Origin of the sequence: Geitlerinema sp. PCC 9228, assembly GCF_001870905.1 — a bacterium.
GTDB lineage: Bacteria > Cyanobacteriota > Cyanobacteriia > Cyanobacteriales > PCC-9228 > PCC-9228.
Window position 1 is genome coordinate 18,671 of record NZ_LNDC01000020.1, and the last position, 18,911, is coordinate 37,581.

Consider the following 18,911-nt stretch of genomic DNA (forward strand, 5'->3'; position numbering starts at 1 on the left):
TTGACTGTTACCATCGCTCAGCTTACCGATACCCATTTGCTTCCCCAGCGCGATCGCTTTTTGCGGGGAATTGCCCCCTGGTACTCCCTGCAAGCGGTTCTGCAACCAGCTGCAGCCACTCAACCCGATTTATTGCTGCTCACAGGCGATTTGGCCGATAGCGGCGAGGCGGCAGCCTACCAGCATTTGCGGGATTTGCTGGTCCCGCACCACATTCCCGTAGCTTGGGTAGGTGGCAATCACGACGATTTGCAAGTGGCAACTGAGGTGTTGTCTTCGCCGCCGATTCGTGCCGAAAAAGCTATTTCCCTGGGGAGTTGGCGGCTGTTGCTGGTCAACTCCATCTTACCGACAGCGGAATGGGGAGAAGGATATATTTTTGCAGGGGAGCTGGCTTGGTTGCAACGGGAATTGCAAACCCATCCCCACCAGCCTACTGCGGTTGCAGTGCACCACCATCCTCTCCCCATGGGCATCGATTGGTTGGACCGGATTGCCCTGCAAAATGCCCATGAGTTTCTCACCCTTTTAGCGAACCATCCACAAGTGCGTTGGGTAACTTGCGGTCACGTGCATATGAGCAGCGATTGTTCTTACCAAGATTTTCATTGCTATACCACCCCTTCTACATTTATGCAAGTGTTTGACGAAACCAAACATACCGACCCAGAAAGTCAAATGCCGGGATTCCGCCTGTTTTCCTTGTATAGCGACGGTGGGTACGCCACGGAAATACATCGGGTCGAATTGCCCGCAGAAGCAGAATTTGCCCCCACTACCCCATGAAACTGGTGCGGCGTTTTCGGTTGGTTTCGCGCTGGTCTATTCCGATTTTGCTGCTGGTGTTGCTGGTGGCTATGGGGTGGAATTTGACCATTGGTTCGGCAGATATCCCTCCAGCAGCGATCGCGCGGATTTTGCTCGGCCAAGATACCGAATCGGCCAGCTGGCAAACCATTGTGTTCCAATTTCGCCTTCCCGAAACCCTTACCGCCACCCTAGCCGGTGCTTCTCTAGCGGTGAGTGGCTTGCAAATGCAGACCTTGTTTCGCAATCCCCTAGCCGGTCCGTTTGTGTTGGGTATCAACGCCGGTGCCAGTTTGGGGGTGGCGTTGGTGGTGTTGCTTGCTGGTCGTACCGCCAGTCAGTGGGGATGGCTGGGGAATTTGGGTTCCGTGGTTGCTGCCAGTGTGGGGGCGTCGCTGGTGTTGAGTTTGGCGATCGCGGTGGCGCAGTGGATTCGCAGCAGTACCACCTTGTTGCTGTTGGGATTGATGTTTGGGTACATCACCAACGCAGCGGTCACCATTTTGCTGCATTTCAGTCCCACCGAACAGGTACAAGCTTATCTCACTTGGACCTTTGGGAGTTTTGGTGGTGTTAGTTGGCTGCAAATGCGCGTCTTCTTGCCGGTGGTTTTGGTGAGTTTGTTGGGGGCACACTTGCTGTCGAAAATTTTAAATTTGTTGCTGTTGGGAGAGCAGCGCGCCCAGGGGTTGGGGGTTTCGGTGAAGGTCGCCCGTTTTTGGGTGGTGGCCAATGCTTCTTTGCTGGCTGGGGTGACAACAGCCTTTTGCGGTCCCATTGCTTTTTTGGGAATTGCCGTTCCTCACCTCAGTCGGGCGTGGCTGCAAACCTTGGACCGGCGGGTGTTGCTCCCGGCAACGGCTCTGTTGGGAGGGATTTTGGCGCTGGTGGCCAGTGCGATCGCCTCTCTACCAGGAAGCCAGACAATTTTACCCCTCAACTCGGTAACGGCTCTTATCGGTGCGCCAGTGGTGGTTTGGACTATTATCAGCCAGCGCCGCGGCAAGGGCGAGTTTTAATTTGGCTGGGAATCAGAACCCGAAGAGGTTTTGGGGGAGGAAGGGGTGCAACCCGTTGTGCCCCTACTGTTGGGATCGTGGTGGTTGTCTGACTGCTTTTGGGAGGCGTCGTGGTAGGTTTGCACGCGATCGCGTCCGGCGTTTTTAGCCTCGTACAACGCCCAATCTGCTTGCTGGATGAGGGATTCGGCGGTCGATTCCAATTTGGGAATGATGGTGGCGACGCCGATGCTAACAGTTAGGCGTTGGTCGATGGGGGATTTAACATGCTCGATTTGCAAATGCCGCACTTCCGAACGAACGCGTTCCGCTACCACCACGGCCCCTTCAGCGTCTGTATGGGGCAATAGAACCCCAAACTCTTCACCGCCGTAACGTGCCACCAAATCCGCAGGACGTTGAACTGCTTTGTTAATGGCTTGGGCGACTTTTTGCAAGCAGGTATCGCCGGTGGGATGGCCGTAGGTATCGTTGTAGGCTTTGAATCGGTCGATATCAATTAAAATGAGCGATAGAGGGGCTTTTTCCCGCACCAGCCGCCACAGTTCCTGATTGATGCGCTCGTCGAAGCTGCGGCGGTTGAACACTTGGGTTAGAGAATCGATGGATGCCAGCCGGTGTAGTTCCTGGTTGGCGTCTTCTAATTGTTGGTAGAGGGTGGCTTGTTGAATTGCGATCGCCAGTTGGTCGGCAATCGATTGCAGCAGTTCCCGGTCTTCGGTACGCCACAGCCAGCGGTTGACGTGGGTGCAAATTAAATAGCCCACCGGTTCCCCCTGAGTGCGTACGGGAACAGTCATGTACCGGGAATTGTCCAAAGGCAGCGACATGGGTTGGTCGTAGTCCGGCGGCGACTGGCTGGAGGGCAACTCGGAAGCGTTTTGCCATTGGGAGTTGCTAACGCTAACGCCATCGGCGGGGCTGACCAAAGGTAAATTAATGGACAGGCGGGTTTGGTGGACCACCGCTTCTCCTTGGTCCAGTTTTTCCGAAAAGGCAGATAGGGGTTGAAAAGAAAAACGCCCCACCTGCGATCGCAAGTCGGGTTGTTTGTATTCCCATTTAATATCCAAAACCTGGGCAATGGGGTCGTACCAACCAAAAGCTGCCCGTTCCAACCCTAGCAACTTGCCCACTTCTTCTACGGTGGTAGGCAAAATTTCTTCCAGTTCTAAAGAAGCGCGAATCTTGCCGGTGAGGCGGTTTAACAATGCTTCCTGCTGGGCGCGTCCGGAAAAACTTTCTAGCAACGACCACTGGCTTTGGGCAACGATGGCGGTCAATCCCAGCAAAACGCTCATCACTGTCGCCAGCAAATTGAGCGGTTCTAGTTGGGTTTGCATGTGCTGTTTGGGAACCACCAAAACCACCGACCAGCTGCGGTTGTCGATGGACCAGCGGCTAACGTAAACCGCATCGCTGCCCAAAGCCATGGGGATGGTTTCCTCGATCGCTGATTGCTTGGCAATTTTGTCGGAAATTTGCAGCAGTTCGGGGGTAGGCTTGCGGACGACATTGGAGGGAAGGGTGGGGTTGGGTTCGTTGGTGGCTGCGGAGGTGGCTACTTTGGTGGCGTAGCGGGAGTAAATCAGGGGTTGCCCGGTGCTATCGATGGCTAGGGAATAGCTGCCGTTGCCGTAGTGGAGAGTGCTGACGATGTAGGCAATTTCGTTGAGGGATACTTCACCCACTAAAACTCCCATTGGTTGTCTGCTGGATTGATTTGGTGAGTTCGGCCATACGGGAACCGCGAGGCTGGCAGTGACGGAATAGCGATCGCGGTTGAAGTGGGGTTTGCCCATCGCTAGCTTTCCAGCCATGGCTTTTTGGAAATAATCGCGATCGCGCAGTTGGTCTAAGTTGATTTCTCCGTTGGTGGTATAGGAGCGATCGTTGGCAGCAATAAACGCAAGGGAATAAAAATTCTTCAAGCGAGTCGTTTCATCTTGTAAGTACGGTTGAATTTTCCCGATGTCCATGGTGCGTAAGGTAGGAGAATTCGCGATCGCTTCCAATTGGACTTGGTGAGCGGCAAACCAGTCATTGATTTGCGTTACTCCCTGCTTTACCTGCAAGCGCGTATTTTCCTTAAAATTATGCAAAAAAAGTCCCCGCACCATGCGATAGCTGGTAAAAGCAACAGCACTCACACCGAGAACCGTCGCTCCCATGGCGAGCAACACGGCAATACGACGGGGATGCAACCCTTTATAAAAACGTAGCAATGGCATTACGTATGCTGAATACCAAGTTTCCCCAGAAACAGGTGACATATTGTTAACAATTTCCCGGTCGTTAATAGCTTCTTTCATCCCTGCTGGGAACGAAGCAGGGCTTTCAAGCTCCCGTCTTTTCTCGGAAGAACCAAAATAGCATGGCTTGCTTCCACGCGGCGATGGGGCGTTTCCCCTCATACAATCCCATCGAAACCACCCCATCAACCTAAATAAAGCCAAGATACCACAAAATAAAAAACATAGACCCTAGAAGTTCAATAGAAAAATCATGAGCCATACCACCTCAATGTAGCCAATTTTGGTTGTTCGTGTCATCCGTACTATCGCAGAAGAGGAAAGCGAAAAAGAAAGAGAAGAAAAGGTAATACCATTTCTAAAAAACAACGATTGCCTAAAATTTCTTAAGTTCCCTACTAGGGGCGCTTCGCAAAGCCCTCATACAAAAACACTACGACGATCTCTTGAAAAATTTTAGGGAAATGCTCTTCGGTGATATCTGAACGAAATTTCTCCACTCGGAGGTGCCTTTCCGTCCCTCATACGCCCACGCCCAAAAAATAGCGTTACACTGGAAAAAGTTGGCTTGTTTCTAGGAGTAGATATCAAATGGCCGCTCAATTCAAACACGTTATGCTTATGGTTCCCGATGTGGAAGCCGCAGCTAAATTTTATAGCGAAGGATTGGGGCTGGAAGTCAAAACCACCAGCTCGGCATGGGCGGAATTAGATGCCGATGGGACCACAATCGCCTTGCATGCCGCGCGGGAACAATCTCAACCAAGCAATTCTCCTATTCTCAGTTTCCGCGTCGATGATATTTATGCGGCCATCCAAACCTTAGAATCCCAAGGTGCCTATGTAGAGGGAGATGTACGGGAACCTTCTTTTGGGAAAGTGGCTGCCGTACGTACCCCAGATGGGCATTTGGTGAGCCTCCTACAACCAGCTGCGGTAAGTGCTTCTTCTTAGTGGAGCGATCGGTTTTGATTCCTCCATTCATTCCATCAATTTTACGCTCAAATTTTTATTAAAACCGCCCTATTTGTCGCATGTAGGGCGGTTTTTTTTGGTTGCTGGAAATATCCCTCATATTTGTAGGGGCGCAACGCACGATTCCCCCTGCTAGGGCAATTGGAAAATCCCATACCATCGTTGTTTCTCAGAAATAGTATAATAAAATTTTTTTAAAATAATTTTTAAACTAAAACTTCTATGTTGCCCGCCCTTACCAAGGATAAGTTAGTTGGCGGGGCCAATGCATGTAACTAATTTTTTGACATACTTGGGATTGCAAATATCGCAATTTATCGAGTATCCTTTTACCAAATCTTGAAGGGATTTTAACTTCTTAAAGGAAGAAGAAATAAACAATCAAATAACTATAGATTTGGATGTGGATTCCACGAGGATTTTGCTTATCAATCGGTCCAACTTTAGATGCATTTTTTAAAATTTCTATAATAATGCAATTTGCCATCTTTGCCGGTAAATTTCTCTGATTTCTTCATTTGTTACTTCCTCGATTGGTAGGTTGGTTGCTAAACGAAATTCTGTCCTCGTTTCTACATTGTTGCGATCCCCTAATAAAAAATGGCTGTCTCCTAGAATTTCTAAAGTTAAGTTTTTGTTTGTTGTTAAAACAAAATACCGATCTTTTTTGTTGTAATTGACGAATTCTTTCTTTAGATGCAAAACCTCGATCCATCATACCGACGCTGTTTTCAGGCGTTTGGTCAATCGTGGCTTGTCCATACTTATTATCATGTCCTTGTCCAAAACGACTCTCAATTCCCTCTACGGAGTTAAACCAGTCATTCTGTCCGGCAAAAAGTTTCACTTGGTGGTACCATTGACACCACATTCGTTTGGTCGTTAACGCGATCGCTGTAGAGTCTAAAGGAAATAAACTCCGAGCTTTTTTTGCCCCTTTTCGTTTCTTTAAGGACTGAATCCGTTCCTGTAAAAGCTTCTCAAAGATTGATGGGTCACGGAAGTAGGGGCGAACGCGTTGTGCCCCTACCTACTTGAAAACCTCGTCTGTTCAGCCGCAAAAATTAAATCCCTCATACTTGCCAAACTCTTATCTAAAACCCAGCCCAGCCAACAAGATAAAAACAAATGAGTATCTAGAACTGAGTAGTCGTTTTTCGGTAGAGGGTTCAGGAATTCCTTAATAATTTCGGGAAAGTTTGTTACTATAGCGTTAATACTAATTTAACTTCTTTATTCTCTCCAACCTATCAAAAGCTGGGAGTTCTTTCTAGGGGATATTCTTAACATGCAACATTTCTGGTCCGAATTTATGGTGTTTTTTATAAATGTCACCATATTTTAGTGTTATTTTGCCAGAGAGAATGGCTCGGATAAAAAGCTTAATGGTTGATTTTTTTTACCAATTATTAGACACGATCGCGAGATTTTTGAGAGATGCTTATTTTGTACGTTTGAAGTAGAAACTTATTTTTCTACTTCGCCTAAAGTGTATCCCAAAATACCAAATCTACAAAAGAAAAATGTCAATGGGCGATCGCATCGATTGCCCTGCAAAGAGAAGAAAGAAAATCTACCAATGGTCGTTATCCTGGTGAAGCAAAAGATAATTTGGTATTTCTTTTGACCAGAAGAAACCTTTTGAAAATGAATTTCGCTTTTTGTAAAACCTGAGTAAAATATTGTTTATTTTTTTTAAGCTATCCGTTAGAAACCATCATTCCATTTTAGCAACAACCTTCTCCGGAGGAGCGCAACCCCAGTAGCGATCGCGACCAGCGGGGGGTAAAGAAAAGCTAAAAACTCCCCCACACAGGGACAAAATATTTGATAATACAATAAAGCGAGAAAAAATTTCCCTATTTTCCCCAACATGCCAGCCGCATGCCCCCATTTCCAACTATCTATGCTCGTCGCTTTTCCGGTTCGCACAAAAACAACACCAATCTTGTTTTAATAACCAGCTCGCATTCACCATTTTTTCTCTGTTTCGCATTCAGTTACAATCCTTATGGAATCTGTTCAAAATTCCCAAAAAAACACCCAAGCCAATCGCAACAGTCATGCTGCCCATCCCAGCGGTGACAAGCGCTTCAAAATCCTCGATGTCACCATCAAGCGCAACCACCACCGCCAAGATGCTCTCATTGAAGTCCTCCACAAAGCCCAAGAAGTCTTCGGCTGTTTGGAAACCGACGTCCTGCTCTATGTTGCCCGGGAACTCAAACTTCCCGCCAGCCAAGTATACGGCGTAGCCACCTTCTACCACCTGTTCACCCTCAAACCCAGCGGTACCCATACCTGCGTTGTTTGTAGCGGTACTGCCTGCCACGTCAAGGGCGGCGGTGACATCATCAAAGCCCTAGAAAAACATCTAGGCATCGAAATTGGCGAAACCACCGCAGACGGAGAAATTTCCTTGATGACCGCCCGTTGCTTAGGAGCTTGTGGCATTGCGCCGGCAGTAGTCTTTGACGGCAAAGTCGCCGGCAAACAAACCCCCGAATCGGTGCTAGAACGCATCGACCAATGGCGTCAATCGAAACCAAGCAGCGAATAGGCTACCCCAACCGTCAGGAGTCCAACTTATGGAACTATCGGAACTATTAGAAATCGGCCAACAAGAACGCACGCGTCAAAAACCCATCCGGGTTCACTGCTGTACCTCCACCGGCTGTCAAGCTGCCAACTCCCTAGGCGTCAAGAAAAAACTGGAAACCGCCGTTAACCGGAACGGATTGAGCGATCGCGTGGAAGTCGTCGGCGTCGGTTGCATGGGATGCTGCGGTCGCGGACCCCTAGTGCAAATCGATCCAGAAAACCTGGTCTACGAAGAAGTCACCCCCGAACAGGCACCCAGCATCATCAGCGGTCTCAAAGACAGTAGCGTCGTCGAAGCACAACCAGGAGATCCGGAACATCCCTTCTTCACCAAACAATTCAAAATCGTCCGGGAAACCAGCGGCAAAATCGATCCAGAACGCATCGAAGACTATATCGCCGCCGGTGGCTACCAAGGATTACACCGAGCCATCGGTGAATTTACCCCCAGCGAAATCGTCAACGAAGTATCCAAAAGTGGCTTGCGCGGTCGCGGCGGTGCTGGATTTCCCACCGGATTGAAATGGGCCACCGTTGCCAAAGCCCCAGGCGATCGCAAATTCGTCATCTGCAACGCCGACGAAGGCGATCCCGGTGCCTTCATGGACCGTTCTGTCTTAGAAAGCGATCCCCACCGGGTCTTAGAAGGGATGGCCATTGCCGCCTACGCCGTGGGGGCCAGCGAAGGCTTTATTTACGTCCGTGCCGAATATCCCCTTGCCATCGAACGCCTGCAAAAAGCCATCAAACAAGCCAAAAAATACGGCATTCTGGGCACCCACATCTTCGAATCCCAATTCGACTTCAAAATCAACATTCGCATCGGTGCTGGTGCCTTCGTGTGCGGCGAAGAAACCGCCCTCATGCACTCCATCGAAGGCAAACGGGGCAACCCCACCCCCAGACCCCCCTATCCCGCCCAATCCGGTTTATGGGGGTACTCCACCCTCATCAACAACGTAGAAACCTTCTGCAACATCCCCGCCATCGTTACCAACGGCGGCGATTGGTATGCCAGCATTGGCACCGAAGACAGCAAAGGCACCAAAGTCTTCGCCCTCACCGGCAAAATCCGCAACAACGGTCTCATTGAAGTGCCCATGGGCATCACCCTGCGGGAAATCGTCGAAGAAATGGGCGGCGGCGTTCCCGGTGGCGAAGTCAAAGCCGTACAAACCGGTGGTCCTTCCGGTGGTTGCATCCCCGCTTCCCTACTCGATACCCCCGTCAGCTACGACTCCCTCGCCCAAGTCGGATCCATCATGGGGTCTGGCGGCATGGTGGTCATGGACAACCAAACCAGCATGTTGGAAGTGGCGAAATTCTACATGGAATTCTGCCGCAGCGAATCCTGCGGCAAGTGCATTCCCTGCCGTTCCGGTACCGTGCAAATGTACCACCTACTCAACAAAATTTCCGACGGGGAAGCCACCGAAGCCGATTTGGAAAAATTGGAACAACTATGCGAGATGGTGAAACACACCAGCCTGTGCGGGTTGGGTCAAACAGCCCCCAATCCCGTCATTAGTACCCTGCGCTATTTCCGCCACGAATATTCAGAACTGTTGCAACCAGAAACCATTAACGTCTGAAACCTACCGAGGAATCCTTTATGCCTGTTACCACGCTTACCATTGACGGTACGCCCGTTGCAGTGGAAACCGGATCGACCATTTTAGAAGCTGCCCAAGAAGCCGGCGTTCGCATCCCCACCCTGTGCCACTTAGATGGCGTTTCCGATGTGGGGGCCTGTCGCCTGTGCTTGGTAGAAATTACCGGCACTCGCAAATTGCTGCCCGCCTGCGTTACCGAAGTGGCGGAGGAAATGGAGGTACATACCAACACCGAAAAATTACAAGAATACCGCCGCATGGTAGTGGAAATGCTCTTTTCTGAAGGCAACCACGTGTGTGCGGTGTGCGTTTCCAACGGCCATTGCGAACTGCAAAATATGGCGGTGGAGTTGGGAATGGACCACAGCCGCTTTTCCTACCGTTTCCCCCAACGGGATGTGGATATTTCCCACCCCCAATTTGGTATTGACCACAACCGCTGCATCTTCTGTACGCGCTGCGTGCGGGTTTGCGACGAGTTGGAAGGGGCACACGTTTGGGATGTGGCTCACCGCTGCGCCGGTTTGAAAATTGTGGCTGGCTTGGACCAGCCTTGGGGGGATGTAGACGCTTGTACCTCCTGCGGCAAATGCGTCGATGCCTGCCCTACGGGGGCGATTTTCCGCAAAGGCTCTACGGTCGCCGAAATGACCCGCGATCGCGGCAAACTAGAATTTCTGCAGCAAGCACGGGAGAAAGGAGAATGGACAAGGTAAGATTCGCTACTATTTGGTTGGGGGGCTGTTCTGGATGTCACATGTCGTTTCTGGACATGGACGAATGGCTGTTTGAACTCGCCGATAAAATCGATCTGGTGTACAGCCCCTTCGCCGATGTCAAGGAATATCCCGACCATGTCGATGTCTGTTTGGTAGAAGGATCGGTTGCCAACGAAGACAACCTGGCTTTGCTGCGGCAAGCCCGGAAAAAAACCAAAACCCTGATTTCTTTTGGCGATTGTGCGGTCACTGCCAACGTACCGGGGATGCGCAATCCCATTCGCAACAGTGCCGATGCGGTTTTGAAAGCTTGCTACGTGGATATGGGCGACACCAATGCCCAGATGCCGGAAGCTTTGGGGGTTTTGCCTCGACTGCGCGATCGCGTGCAACCGGTTCACGAACTGGTTTCTGTCGATTATTTCATGCCAGGATGCCCTCCCTCTGCCGACCGCATTCGCAATTTCATCGACCCCCTCCTGCGCGGAGAAGAACCCCCCACTGAAGGCAGAGAAGCCATTAAATTCGGATAAGACCGTACCAATTTCCTAGGGGCGATTCGTGAATTGCCCCTACAGGGGGGTTGAAAACAAGCATCCATCAATTGGGAGGTAGATTCCATGGCAAAAACTGTTTCCATCGACCCCGTGTCTCGCATTGAAGGACACGCTAAAATTACGATTTATCTCGACGATCGTGGCGAAGTCGAGGACGCGCGTTTCCACGTGACCGAATTTCGCGGCTTTGAAAAATTCTGCCAAGGTCGCCCCATGTGGGAAATGGCAGGGATTACCGCCCGCATTTGCGGCATTTGCCCGGTCAGCCACTTACTGGCTTCCGCCAAAACTGGGGATAAAATTCAGGCGGTTCGCATTCCCCCAGCCGGCGAAAAACTGCGGCGGATGATGAATTTGGGGCAGATTATCCAATCCCACGCCCTCAGCTTTTTCCATCTCAGCAGCCCCGATTTGTTGCTAGGTTGGGATAGCAACCCCGCCCAGCGCAATATTTTTGGTGTCATGTCTGCCGACCCGGATTTGGCAAGGGGGGGCATTCGCCTGCGCCAGTTCGGACAAAAAGTGATTGAAGTGCTAGGGGCACAAAAAATTCACCCGGCTTGGGCGGTTCCGGGAGGGGTGCGTACCCCCCTTAGCGATGAAGGCAAACAGTGGATCCGCGATCGCTTGCCGGAGTCGAAAGAGACCATTCACAAAGCCCTCGATTTGTTAAAAGGACTCATCGACCAATTCTCCGAAGAAGTGCGCACCTTTGGCAACTTTCCTTCCCTATTTTTGGGATTGGTAGGAAAAGACGGCTTGTGGGAACACTACGGCGGCAGCATCCGCGTGGTCAATAGCGAAGGTAACCGCATTGCCGACGGTCTCAGCGAAGACAACTACCAGGATTTCATCGGCGAAGCGGTGGAAAATTGGTCCTATCTGAAATTTCCTTACTACAAACCCATGGGCTATCCCGATGGGATCTATCGGGTAGGACCCCTGGCGCGGTTGAATATTTGCAATCGCTTTGGCACCCCAGAAGCTGACCAAGCATTGCAAGAATTTCGCGATCGCACCGGTGGCACCGCCAATGCCTCTTTCTTCTATCACTACGCCCGCCTAGTAGAAATTTTAGCCGCGATCGAACGCATCGAACGCCTGGTAGAAGACCCAGACGTACAAAATTCTCGCACCCGCGCCACCGCCGGCATCAATCAGCTAGAAGGTATTGGCGTTAGCGAAGCCCCCCGGGGAACCCTGTTTCACCACTACCACGTGGACGAAAATGGCTTAATCAAAAAAGTCAACATGATTATTGCCACCGGGCAAAATAACCTGCCCATGAACCGCACCGTCGCCCAAATCGCCAAAAACTTCATTCACTCCCAAGAAATTCCCGAAGGCATGTTAAACCGCGTGGAAGCCGGTATTCGCGCTTTTGACCCCTGTTTGAGCTGTTCCACCCACGCCATCGGTCAAATGCCCCTGCATGTGGAACTGGTGGGTGCCAACGGCGACAAATTAGATGAAGTCTATCGCCATTAGCTAAGATCGAAATAGAAAATCCAAATTTTCCCGTCCCCCAAATTTCCGCCAACTGTCCCCCTGGTGAAGGGGGACCACAGGGGGATCAAAGATTTACCAATTTTTTCGTCCCGTCCTTATTCAAAATGCAGACACCATGTCTAAAGAAAATTTATATCTCTGTATGGGGTCGGCTTGCCATCAAATGGGCGTATACGAAGTGTTGCCGGCCATTCAACGGTTGCTTGCCGAATACCAAGTAGACGATCGCATCGAATTTAAAGGCTCTTTTTGTTTGGAATGTTGCAGCCACGGCATTGTTATGAAATTCCGGGATACCTTATTTTTGCATATTAACCCGGAAAACGTAGAAGAAAAATTCAAACAGGAAATCCTACCGGAAATCCAAAAAGCAGTCGGGAGTACCGTATGAGTCCAAACAACCGCGAAAACGAAAAAAGCCTCAGCGAACTGCTGTGGGAATACGACCCCAACGGCTTAATTGTTGTTGACCCGGATATCAACATCAAGCTGGTCAACCCTTCTTTTTGTGAAATGTTTGCCATAGACCGCAAAAAGATTACCGGTACCCCAGCCAGCCAAATTCTGGGGGATGTCAGCAACTTTCAGAAATCCTGGAACGAAAATCGCGTTATCCGCATTCGGGAGAAAGAATATCCCCACCGGCAGCTTTGGGTCAAAAAAGTCATTTTTCCCATCCCCGAACAGAAAATTGTTGCTTGCATTATGGTGGATATCACCGCCGAAATGCAGCAGCGCCAGGAAATGGTGAACTTCAAATCGGAAACGGTGAAAAAAGTTAACGAAGTGGTAGACAACCAAATGAAAGTCGCCCAGGAAATTGCGGGGTTATTGGGGGAAACCACCGCCGAAACCAAAGTTAGCCTGCTGAAAATCATTGAAATGGTCGAACATTCCTAACAGGTTTTATGACTTCTACCGCAAAAAATTCGATTCAAGAAACGGAAAAGCACCTAAAAGAAGATAATTTCTTCGATATTTACGATTTAAGTTTAAACAAATACGGTGAAGAGCTTTGTGGTGACAAGGTTAAATATGTAAAAACAGAAAAAACTATCACCATCGTCCTTTCCGATGGCTTGGGCAGTGGGGTCAAAGCTAACATTCTCGCCAGCTTGACCACAGAAATTTTGATTAACATGCTCAATGCTGAGGTGCCGTTGGAAGAAGTAATTCGTACGGTCATTGGGACGCTTCCGATTTGTCAGGTCCGCAAAATCGCCTATGCGACGTTTACAGTTATTCAAATTAACAACGAGACCAATCAGTTTAAAGTTATAAATTTTGATAACCCATCGGTTTTCTATTTTCGTAAGGGGAAACCGGTAGAGCTAGATACCAAAACGGAGAAAATTTTAGATAGAAAAGTGAAAATTGCTGAAGGTTTTATTGGGCGGGGCGATTTTTTGGCGGCTAGCAGCGATGGCGTAATTTACGCTGGCTTGGGAGGAACGATGAATTTTGGTTGGGGATGGGGAAATATTGCTGCCTATATCGAACGACAACTAACCCAGCAGCAAGCTCACACGGCAAAAACTATCGTGCGCAGCGTGATGCAGGAGACCTATTCCCTATATCAGGGTCACATTGGCGACGATGCTTCCCTGGTGGGAGTTTACGTTAGGCAGCGCAATCCGTTGATGGTGTTTACAGGGCCGCCTTTGGATAAAGACCAAGACCGCCAGTATGTGGAACGGCTGCTGAATTTCCCCGGTCAAAAAATAATTTGTGGGGGAACTACAGGGAATATTGTGGCGAAATACATGGGAGAAACGGTGGAGATGGATATTTCGACGTTGCGCAAGGAGTTGCCTCCCATTGGTAAGCTGCCGCAAATCGATTTGGTGACGGAGGGGATTTTAACCATTTCCAAGGCGATGGAATTGTTGCGCCAGTCGAACTGCGATGTTTCTCGGCTGCCGAACGATCGAAATGGGGCGGTTTTACTGGCGACGAAGATTTTGGAGGCGGATTCGATTTTGTTTTTGGTGGGGCAACAGATTAACGAATTCTATCAAAATCCTCTTTTGCCTAAGAATATTTCAATTCGTCGCAGTTTGGTGGAAGAGTTGGTATCCTTGTTGCGTTCCAGGCAGAAGGAAGTGTCGGTTGAGTATTGCTAGGTAGATGGCACAGCCAGACAAAATTTTGGTGGTGGGGTATGGCAATTCTTTGCGCAGCGACGATGGGGCGGCGCATGCGGTGGTTTCTCGGTTGCAGCAGCAAGAGCTGCCCCAGGTGCAAGTTTTGTCGGTACACCAACTGACCCCGGAATTGGCAGAAACGCTGTCGCAGGTGCAGCGGGCAATTTTTGTGGATGTATATATGGCCCATGGAGAAACTCAGTTACGGGTGGAACCCCTCCCCAGTCAAGAGCAGCTGGCAAGGGAGGCCCGCTGGAAGTGGATCCATCAAGCCACGCCGCGATCGCTTTTAGCCCTGACCCAATTTGTCTATGGTAGCACGCCCGAAGCTTGGTGGGTTTTGATTCCTGCGGTGAATTTGGCGTTAGGGGAGACGACTTCGGCAACCGCGCAAGCCGGCATTGATGCGGCGACAGCATATATTCTCCAGCAAATCCATCAGTGGCAAAGGGATAGCTAATGAGCGATCGCAGCTGCTAAAGAAATTTCATATTTTTTTTAAAATTAAATAAAAATATCAAAATATCCTATCATTTTTAATCAAAACTAGCAAATTTCCCCTAGCCGCTCTAGCAAAAATCGCCGGAAAGAAGGGTTTTGTTGCAAATACCTGAAACCCTTATCATTCCTCCAATTGAGCCTATTTTTTTGCAGCAAATTCTTCTTCTAAATGCAAAAAGGAGGAACCAGCAAAAACGAGCGGGTTTTGACATTTCTCGTATAATATGTTTATTATATCTTGGGCTTGATTTTCAGCCCATTCAGCAACCACCACCAACTTTTGAAACCGTTGCGAATGGGCAGTTCTGCTGTTAAAAACTGGTCCTTTCGTAGACGAACTTGACTTTTGTCTGTTGTTGGCAGACAATCATTAGATGTAAGCGAACTTGTAAAATTTGGATGGATTGGACATAACGGCTCTAACAACCAACCAACAACAGCCAACACCTAGAATCCTTGATATATGCTGCTTTGGCCAAGAAATTCCTAAGTTCTAGTTTCTCTAAATACAAAACCAAATTGGTCGTAAAAGCGAACGGTAGCAGTAGCCTTCGGCAAATTTCTAAGAACCACTTGCAGTTCTTGGCAAATCGAGGAAAGTGCAAAGCAAGTACGGAATAGTCGCTGGAAGAGCCATTTTCTATGGGGAAAAATTCCCCTTGTTGTTCCATCCCGGTACTCAACCGACGGGAAATGAAAATTTAGGAGGTTTCTATGAAAACTGAATACAACCAGCAACAAAAACAGGATTACGGCGGTGCCAATCCCATTGAAGTTCGCGACACGGAAACCTATCAAAAAGAATACATTCAGGGCTTTGTCGATAAGTGGGACGATCTGATTGGATGGGATTCCAGAGCGCAAAGCGAACACACATTCTTTATTGACGCCCTCAAAGAACGCGGCGCCAAGAAAGTCCTCGACGTAGCCACCGGAACCGGTTTCCACTCCATCCGTTTGATTCAGCATGGCTTTGAGGTTACCAGTGCTGACGGCAGCCCCCACATGCTGGCCAAAGCATTTGAAAATGCCCGTCGCTACGACATCGTATTGCGGACTGTCAATGCAGACTGGCGCTGGCTGAACCGCGACGTTCACGACGAATACGACGCCATCATCTGCTTGGGGAACTCCTTCACCCACTTGTTCTCCGAACGCGATCGCCGCAAGGCTCTGGCAGAGTTCTACGCCGCTTTGCGTCATAACGGGGTATTAATTCTCGACCAGCGCAACTACGACGCCATTTTGGACCGCGGCTTCTCCTCCAAACATACGTACTACTACTGCGGCGAAAACGTAAAAGCCGAACCGGAGTATGTAGATGATGGTTTGGCCCGTTTCCGCTACGAATTTGCCGATGATAACTCGGTCTACCACCTAAACATGTTCCCCCTGCGCAAAGATTACACGCGCCGGCTAATGTACGAGGTAGGCTTCCAACGCATCAAAACCTTTGGCGACTTCCAAGAAACCTACCACCAAGAAGAGCAAGACTTCTTCATCCACATCGCCGAGAAAATGTACATTGAAGACGAAGACGAAGACGAACAGTAGGAACAGTAGGAACAGTAGGAAGTTTCGGGGAGATTCTCATCTATGGCAGATCCAACCACCTATTCCGAAGCCGTCAGCACCGCACGGGAGTATTACAACAGCAGTAGTGCGGAAAACTTTTACTCCACCATCTGGGGTGGGGAAGACATCCACGTAGGCATTTACCAAAGCGAAAACGACACCATTTTTACCGCCAGCCAGCGTACGGTGGAGAAAATTGCCGAACAGCTGAAACTGGCTCCTTCCACCAAAGTGCTGGATATTGGTGCTGGCTACGGCGGTTCCGCGCGTTACCTGGTAAAAACCTACGGCTGCCCTGTGGATTGCCTCAACCTCAGCGAAGTGCAGAACGAACGTAACCGCAAGCTAAACCAAGAGCAAGGTGTAGCGGACAAAATTGACGTATACGACGGGGATTTTGAAGCTCTACCCATGTCCGATGCCAGCTACGATGTGGTGTGGTGCCAAGATTCCATTCTGCACAGCAGCAACCGCACTAAAGTTTTAGAAGAAGCCTATCGAGTTCTCAAACCAGGCGGTGAGTTTATTTTTACCGACCCCATGCAAAGCGATGACTGCAACCCCGAAGAAATCCAACCCGTACTCGATCGCATTCACTTGCCTTCTATGGGGTCCGTCGGCTTCTATCGGGAAGTAGCTGCACGTTTGGGATTTGACGAAGTTCAATTTATTGATATGTCCGAACAAATCCCCAACCACTACGGCAGCGTTCTCAAGGCGGTGAACGAGAACTACGATGCAACGGTGAAGCAGTGTGGCGAAGAGTACGTAGAAAACATGCGAAAGGGATTAAACCACTGGGTGAATTTTGGCAAGCAAGGCAAGCTGAAGTGGGGCATCCTGCACTTCCGCAAGCGATAAACGCGATTTTGCCGGCCATCACCTGCTAGTGCCATCCCAAAATCTCACCAACCAATCCAATAAAATCGATCGCTCCACCACCCAGACACTTGTTTGGGTGGTTTCTTTGCGATCGCGGGGGGAAATACCAAACACAACCAAGAGAAAAATAAAGTTTCTGTAAAAATTGCGCAAAACTTGGCCCAAATGGCGTCACCCGTATTATTACTGAAAGTGGGGATCTTTTATTTATTCCTGCTTTCTTCCATTTCTAAAAAACAATGATTTGCTGGTGTTTTCCAATTTCCCTGGTAGGGGCGCTCACGCGTTGCGCTCCTATAAAAATACCTCGATTATTTATTGCATGTTTTTAAGAAAATGGTGTTGGGCAGGAATGTGGTTTGGAAAACATTTCCTATTTGTAAGAAATCGTACGCTCGAACCTATCAAGCTGACAAAAATGGGGGCAAGATGGGGAAATCATGTTAGCTAGGGTTCTATCCGGGAAAAGTTCCACTATCTAAGAAATATTGGATACGCATATATTGTGGTTGTTTTGGACTGCCCCTCTACGGTCGGTTTACCAAACCGTTCTCCGCATCTGTCTCCTGTACCTACGGGAGTGACTGATTTTCGAGATTCCCCACTGCCTCAGGGAGAGTTTTTTCTTTCCGCTTCTGGTTCCGTTGGGGGAATTTTTTTACAAAAATCCTTTTACGTAGATTTTGTGACGCCTGGTGCCTATGTGGGGGGCCATTTGGATCGTTGTTGCACCCGTGCTTTTGCGTGTGGGGATATTGGCTGGCAACCGGTTACCAACGAGCGATCGCGTCAAACCAGCTTGTACAAACGCATCGATACCATTGCCACGATTGAAAATATTGTCCTGGAAGTGTCGCCACTACGCCGTTGTTGCCTGATGCTGGAACAAATGGCTCAGTGGTTGGGCAAAGAAGCCTTGCCGCAAATTCCCCAAGAAATCATTGCTAAAATGGTAGGGGTCCATCCAGACAAAATAGCGATCGCTTGGCAGCTATACACCAATCCCAAACATCGCCACATCGTAGCCAAATTGCTCCGCAAAAGCAATTCCATACCCCCCAAACCCCAACCAACCTTCGCCGATACCTGGGAAAATTGCTAAACACGATTAGAATTCGGGAGCGAGGTCACGCCCCGTCTCGCTACTGCGGGACCCAAAAGCGACACGGCGGCTAAAGCCGCCATCAGGAATGACGTGGGTTGTTAATGCATTCCATGATTTTTGCAGTACCGACTTGACCAGTCGTGTCATAGAAATACAAACAAACGAGTCCATAGGCTAGGCAGTTTCAAGAGATAAAGCCCTAACCATCTGATGAATTAATTGCCACTTGAGAGCCACGATCGAGCGAAATGTGAACGTGGTTAAGGGCTATTTCCAATACTTTTAATGGTCAGCTATTGTCTCATGCAACTTCATTGAGAATAGCGGCAAGCCTAGCCTTGACCTTTCCAGTCAGCACTTTTTTGCGACGTTTATGAGCAAAACCCACCGAATGACTTGAGTGCCAATCCTGGATCGAGCGATCTCCCCTTGTTAGTGAGTTGCTATCTATCTCCAATTACAGTATGCTTGTATGATGGCTAAAACATTTACGGCACAAGTCAATCGATTACCTGACAGCCCGGCGTTAGGTGCGGCACTAGACTAACCCAATCACTGGACAAAAATTGACATTCGTGTTGATTGCGTTCGGTTCGTCCAGCCTTGGTCTCGTAGCAGACTCCGTTATTTCGGTCATGACACCTTTGGGTGC

The 18,911-nt window shown here is 49.3% G+C and carries 17 protein-coding genes; 15 read left to right on the forward strand and 2 right to left on the reverse strand.

Annotated features, from left to right (window positions below; translation table 11 throughout):
• Complete coding sequence (locus AS151_RS01465) at window positions 1-786, forward strand: metallophosphoesterase (protein WP_071515299.1); 786 nt, start codon at window positions 1-3, stop codon at window positions 784-786.
• Window positions 783-1,826, forward strand: coding sequence for an iron ABC transporter permease (locus AS151_RS01470; RefSeq protein ID WP_071515300.1), 1,044 nt, complete (start codon window positions 783-785; stop codon window positions 1,824-1,826). The genes AS151_RS01465 and AS151_RS01470 overlap by 4 nt, the downstream gene beginning before the upstream one ends.
• On the opposite strand, the gene AS151_RS01475 is transcribed toward AS151_RS01470, so the two are convergent.
• Window positions 1,823-4,138 (reverse strand): diguanylate cyclase, encoded by a 2,316-nt coding sequence (locus AS151_RS01475; protein WP_170861274.1) that lies wholly within the window; start codon window positions 4,136-4,138, stop codon window positions 1,823-1,825. The genes AS151_RS01470 and AS151_RS01475 overlap by 4 nt on opposite strands.
• A 531-nt stretch (window positions 4,139-4,669) precedes the next feature.
• Between AS151_RS01475 and AS151_RS01480 the strand changes: the two genes are divergently transcribed.
• Complete coding sequence (locus AS151_RS01480; protein ID WP_071515302.1) at window positions 4,670-5,032, forward strand: VOC family protein; 363 nt, start codon at window positions 4,670-4,672, stop codon at window positions 5,030-5,032.
• 535 nt (window positions 5,033-5,567) lie between these two features.
• Here the strand turns inward: AS151_RS01480 and AS151_RS22395 are convergent.
• Window positions 5,568-5,924 (reverse strand): transposase, encoded by a 357-nt coding sequence (locus AS151_RS22395; protein ID WP_244532812.1) that lies wholly within the window; start codon window positions 5,922-5,924, stop codon window positions 5,568-5,570.
• A 1,140-nt stretch (window positions 5,925-7,064) separates the two neighbouring features.
• On the opposite strand from AS151_RS22395, the gene hoxE reads away from it, so the two are divergent.
• The 12 genes from hoxE to AS151_RS01550 all read left to right on the forward strand — a co-directional run bounded on the left by hoxE (window position 7,065) and on the right by AS151_RS01550 (window position 18,256).
• Window positions 7,065-7,613 carry a bidirectional hydrogenase complex protein HoxE gene (hoxE, locus tag AS151_RS01490; RefSeq protein ID WP_071515303.1) on the forward strand — a complete coding sequence of 183 codons (549 nt, stop codon included), beginning with the start codon at window positions 7,065-7,067 and terminating at the stop codon, window positions 7,611-7,613.
• A gap of 28 nt (window positions 7,614-7,641) precedes the next feature.
• Window positions 7,642-9,246, forward strand: coding sequence for an NADH-quinone oxidoreductase subunit NuoF (nuoF, locus tag AS151_RS01495; protein ID WP_071515304.1), 1,605 nt, complete (start codon window positions 7,642-7,644; stop codon window positions 9,244-9,246).
• A gap of 20 nt (window positions 9,247-9,266) precedes the next feature.
• Complete coding sequence (gene hoxU, locus AS151_RS01500; RefSeq protein ID WP_071515305.1) at window positions 9,267-9,983, forward strand: bidirectional hydrogenase complex protein HoxU; 717 nt, start codon at window positions 9,267-9,269, stop codon at window positions 9,981-9,983.
• Window positions 9,971-10,519 carry an oxidoreductase gene (locus AS151_RS01505; protein ID WP_071515306.1) on the forward strand — a complete coding sequence of 183 codons (549 nt, stop codon included), beginning with the start codon at window positions 9,971-9,973 and terminating at the stop codon, window positions 10,517-10,519. Before hoxU ends, AS151_RS01505 begins: the two co-directional genes overlap by 13 nt.
• A gap of 87 nt (window positions 10,520-10,606) precedes the next feature.
• On the forward strand, window positions 10,607-12,031 hold the full coding sequence (locus AS151_RS01510; protein ID WP_071515307.1) for a Ni/Fe hydrogenase subunit alpha: 1,425 nt from the start codon (window positions 10,607-10,609) through the stop codon (window positions 12,029-12,031).
• A gap of 136 nt (window positions 12,032-12,167) precedes the next feature.
• Window positions 12,168-12,443, forward strand: a complete 276-nt coding sequence (locus AS151_RS01515; RefSeq protein WP_071515308.1) for a (2Fe-2S) ferredoxin domain-containing protein — start codon at window positions 12,168-12,170, stop codon at window positions 12,441-12,443.
• The gene (locus AS151_RS01520) at window positions 12,440-12,952 is read left to right on the forward strand and encodes a PAS domain S-box protein (RefSeq protein ID WP_071515309.1); all 513 of its coding nucleotides are present in this window, start codon (window positions 12,440-12,442) and stop codon (window positions 12,950-12,952) included. The genes AS151_RS01515 and AS151_RS01520 overlap by 4 nt, the downstream gene beginning before the upstream one ends.
• A gap of 8 nt (window positions 12,953-12,960) precedes the next feature.
• Window positions 12,961-14,175, forward strand: coding sequence for a SpoIIE family protein phosphatase (locus AS151_RS01525; protein ID WP_071515310.1), 1,215 nt, complete (start codon window positions 12,961-12,963; stop codon window positions 14,173-14,175).
• Between the two features lie 4 nt (window positions 14,176-14,179).
• A complete protein-coding gene (locus tag AS151_RS01530) occupies window positions 14,180-14,656 on the forward strand; it encodes a hydrogenase maturation protease (protein ID WP_071515311.1) in 477 nt (158 codons plus the stop codon).
• Window positions 14,657-15,411: 755 nt separating this feature from the next.
• Window positions 15,412-16,251: a class I SAM-dependent methyltransferase gene (locus AS151_RS01540; RefSeq protein ID WP_071515313.1), complete on the forward strand. Its 840-nt coding sequence runs from the start codon at window positions 15,412-15,414 to the stop codon at window positions 16,249-16,251.
• 42 nt (window positions 16,252-16,293) lie between these two features.
• Entirely contained in the window at window positions 16,294-17,133 is an 840-nt protein-coding gene (locus AS151_RS01545) for a methyltransferase domain-containing protein (RefSeq protein WP_071515314.1), read from the forward strand.
• Between the two features lie 601 nt (window positions 17,134-17,734).
• Window positions 17,735-18,256, forward strand: a complete 522-nt coding sequence (locus AS151_RS01550) for a hypothetical protein (RefSeq protein WP_071515315.1) — start codon at window positions 17,735-17,737, stop codon at window positions 18,254-18,256.
• Window positions 18,257-18,911 lie beyond the last annotated feature (655 nt).

Excerpts from the sequence above, each read along its gene's own strand:
- AS151_RS01470 (WP_071515300.1), top strand. The coding sequence starts at position 783 with ATGAAACTGGTGCGGCGTTTTCGGTTGGTTTCGCGCTGGTCTATTCCG.
- AS151_RS01475 (WP_170861274.1), bottom strand. The coding sequence starts at position 4,138 with ATGAAAGAAGCTATTAACGACCGGGAAATTGTTAACAATATGTCACCT.
- AS151_RS01480 (WP_071515302.1), top strand. The coding sequence starts at position 4,670 with ATGGCCGCTCAATTCAAACACGTTATGCTTATGGTTCCCGATGTGGAA.
- AS151_RS22395 (WP_244532812.1), bottom strand. The coding sequence starts at position 5,924 with ATGTGGTGTCAATGGTACCACCAAGTGAAACTTTTTGCCGGACAGAAT.
- hoxE (WP_071515303.1), top strand. The coding sequence starts at position 7,065 with ATGGAATCTGTTCAAAATTCCCAAAAAAACACCCAAGCCAATCGCAAC.
- nuoF (WP_071515304.1), top strand. The coding sequence starts at position 7,642 with ATGGAACTATCGGAACTATTAGAAATCGGCCAACAAGAACGCACGCGT.
- hoxU (WP_071515305.1), top strand. The coding sequence starts at position 9,267 with ATGCCTGTTACCACGCTTACCATTGACGGTACGCCCGTTGCAGTGGAA.
- AS151_RS01505 (WP_071515306.1), top strand. The coding sequence starts at position 9,971 with ATGGACAAGGTAAGATTCGCTACTATTTGGTTGGGGGGCTGTTCTGGA.
- AS151_RS01510 (WP_071515307.1), top strand. The coding sequence starts at position 10,607 with ATGGCAAAAACTGTTTCCATCGACCCCGTGTCTCGCATTGAAGGACAC.
- AS151_RS01515 (WP_071515308.1), top strand. The coding sequence starts at position 12,168 with ATGTCTAAAGAAAATTTATATCTCTGTATGGGGTCGGCTTGCCATCAA.
- AS151_RS01520 (WP_071515309.1), top strand. The coding sequence starts at position 12,440 with ATGAGTCCAAACAACCGCGAAAACGAAAAAAGCCTCAGCGAACTGCTG.
- AS151_RS01525 (WP_071515310.1), top strand. The coding sequence starts at position 12,961 with ATGACTTCTACCGCAAAAAATTCGATTCAAGAAACGGAAAAGCACCTA.
- AS151_RS01530 (WP_071515311.1), top strand. The coding sequence starts at position 14,180 with ATGGCACAGCCAGACAAAATTTTGGTGGTGGGGTATGGCAATTCTTTG.
- AS151_RS01540 (WP_071515313.1), top strand. The coding sequence starts at position 15,412 with ATGAAAACTGAATACAACCAGCAACAAAAACAGGATTACGGCGGTGCC.
- AS151_RS01545 (WP_071515314.1), top strand. The coding sequence starts at position 16,294 with ATGGCAGATCCAACCACCTATTCCGAAGCCGTCAGCACCGCACGGGAG.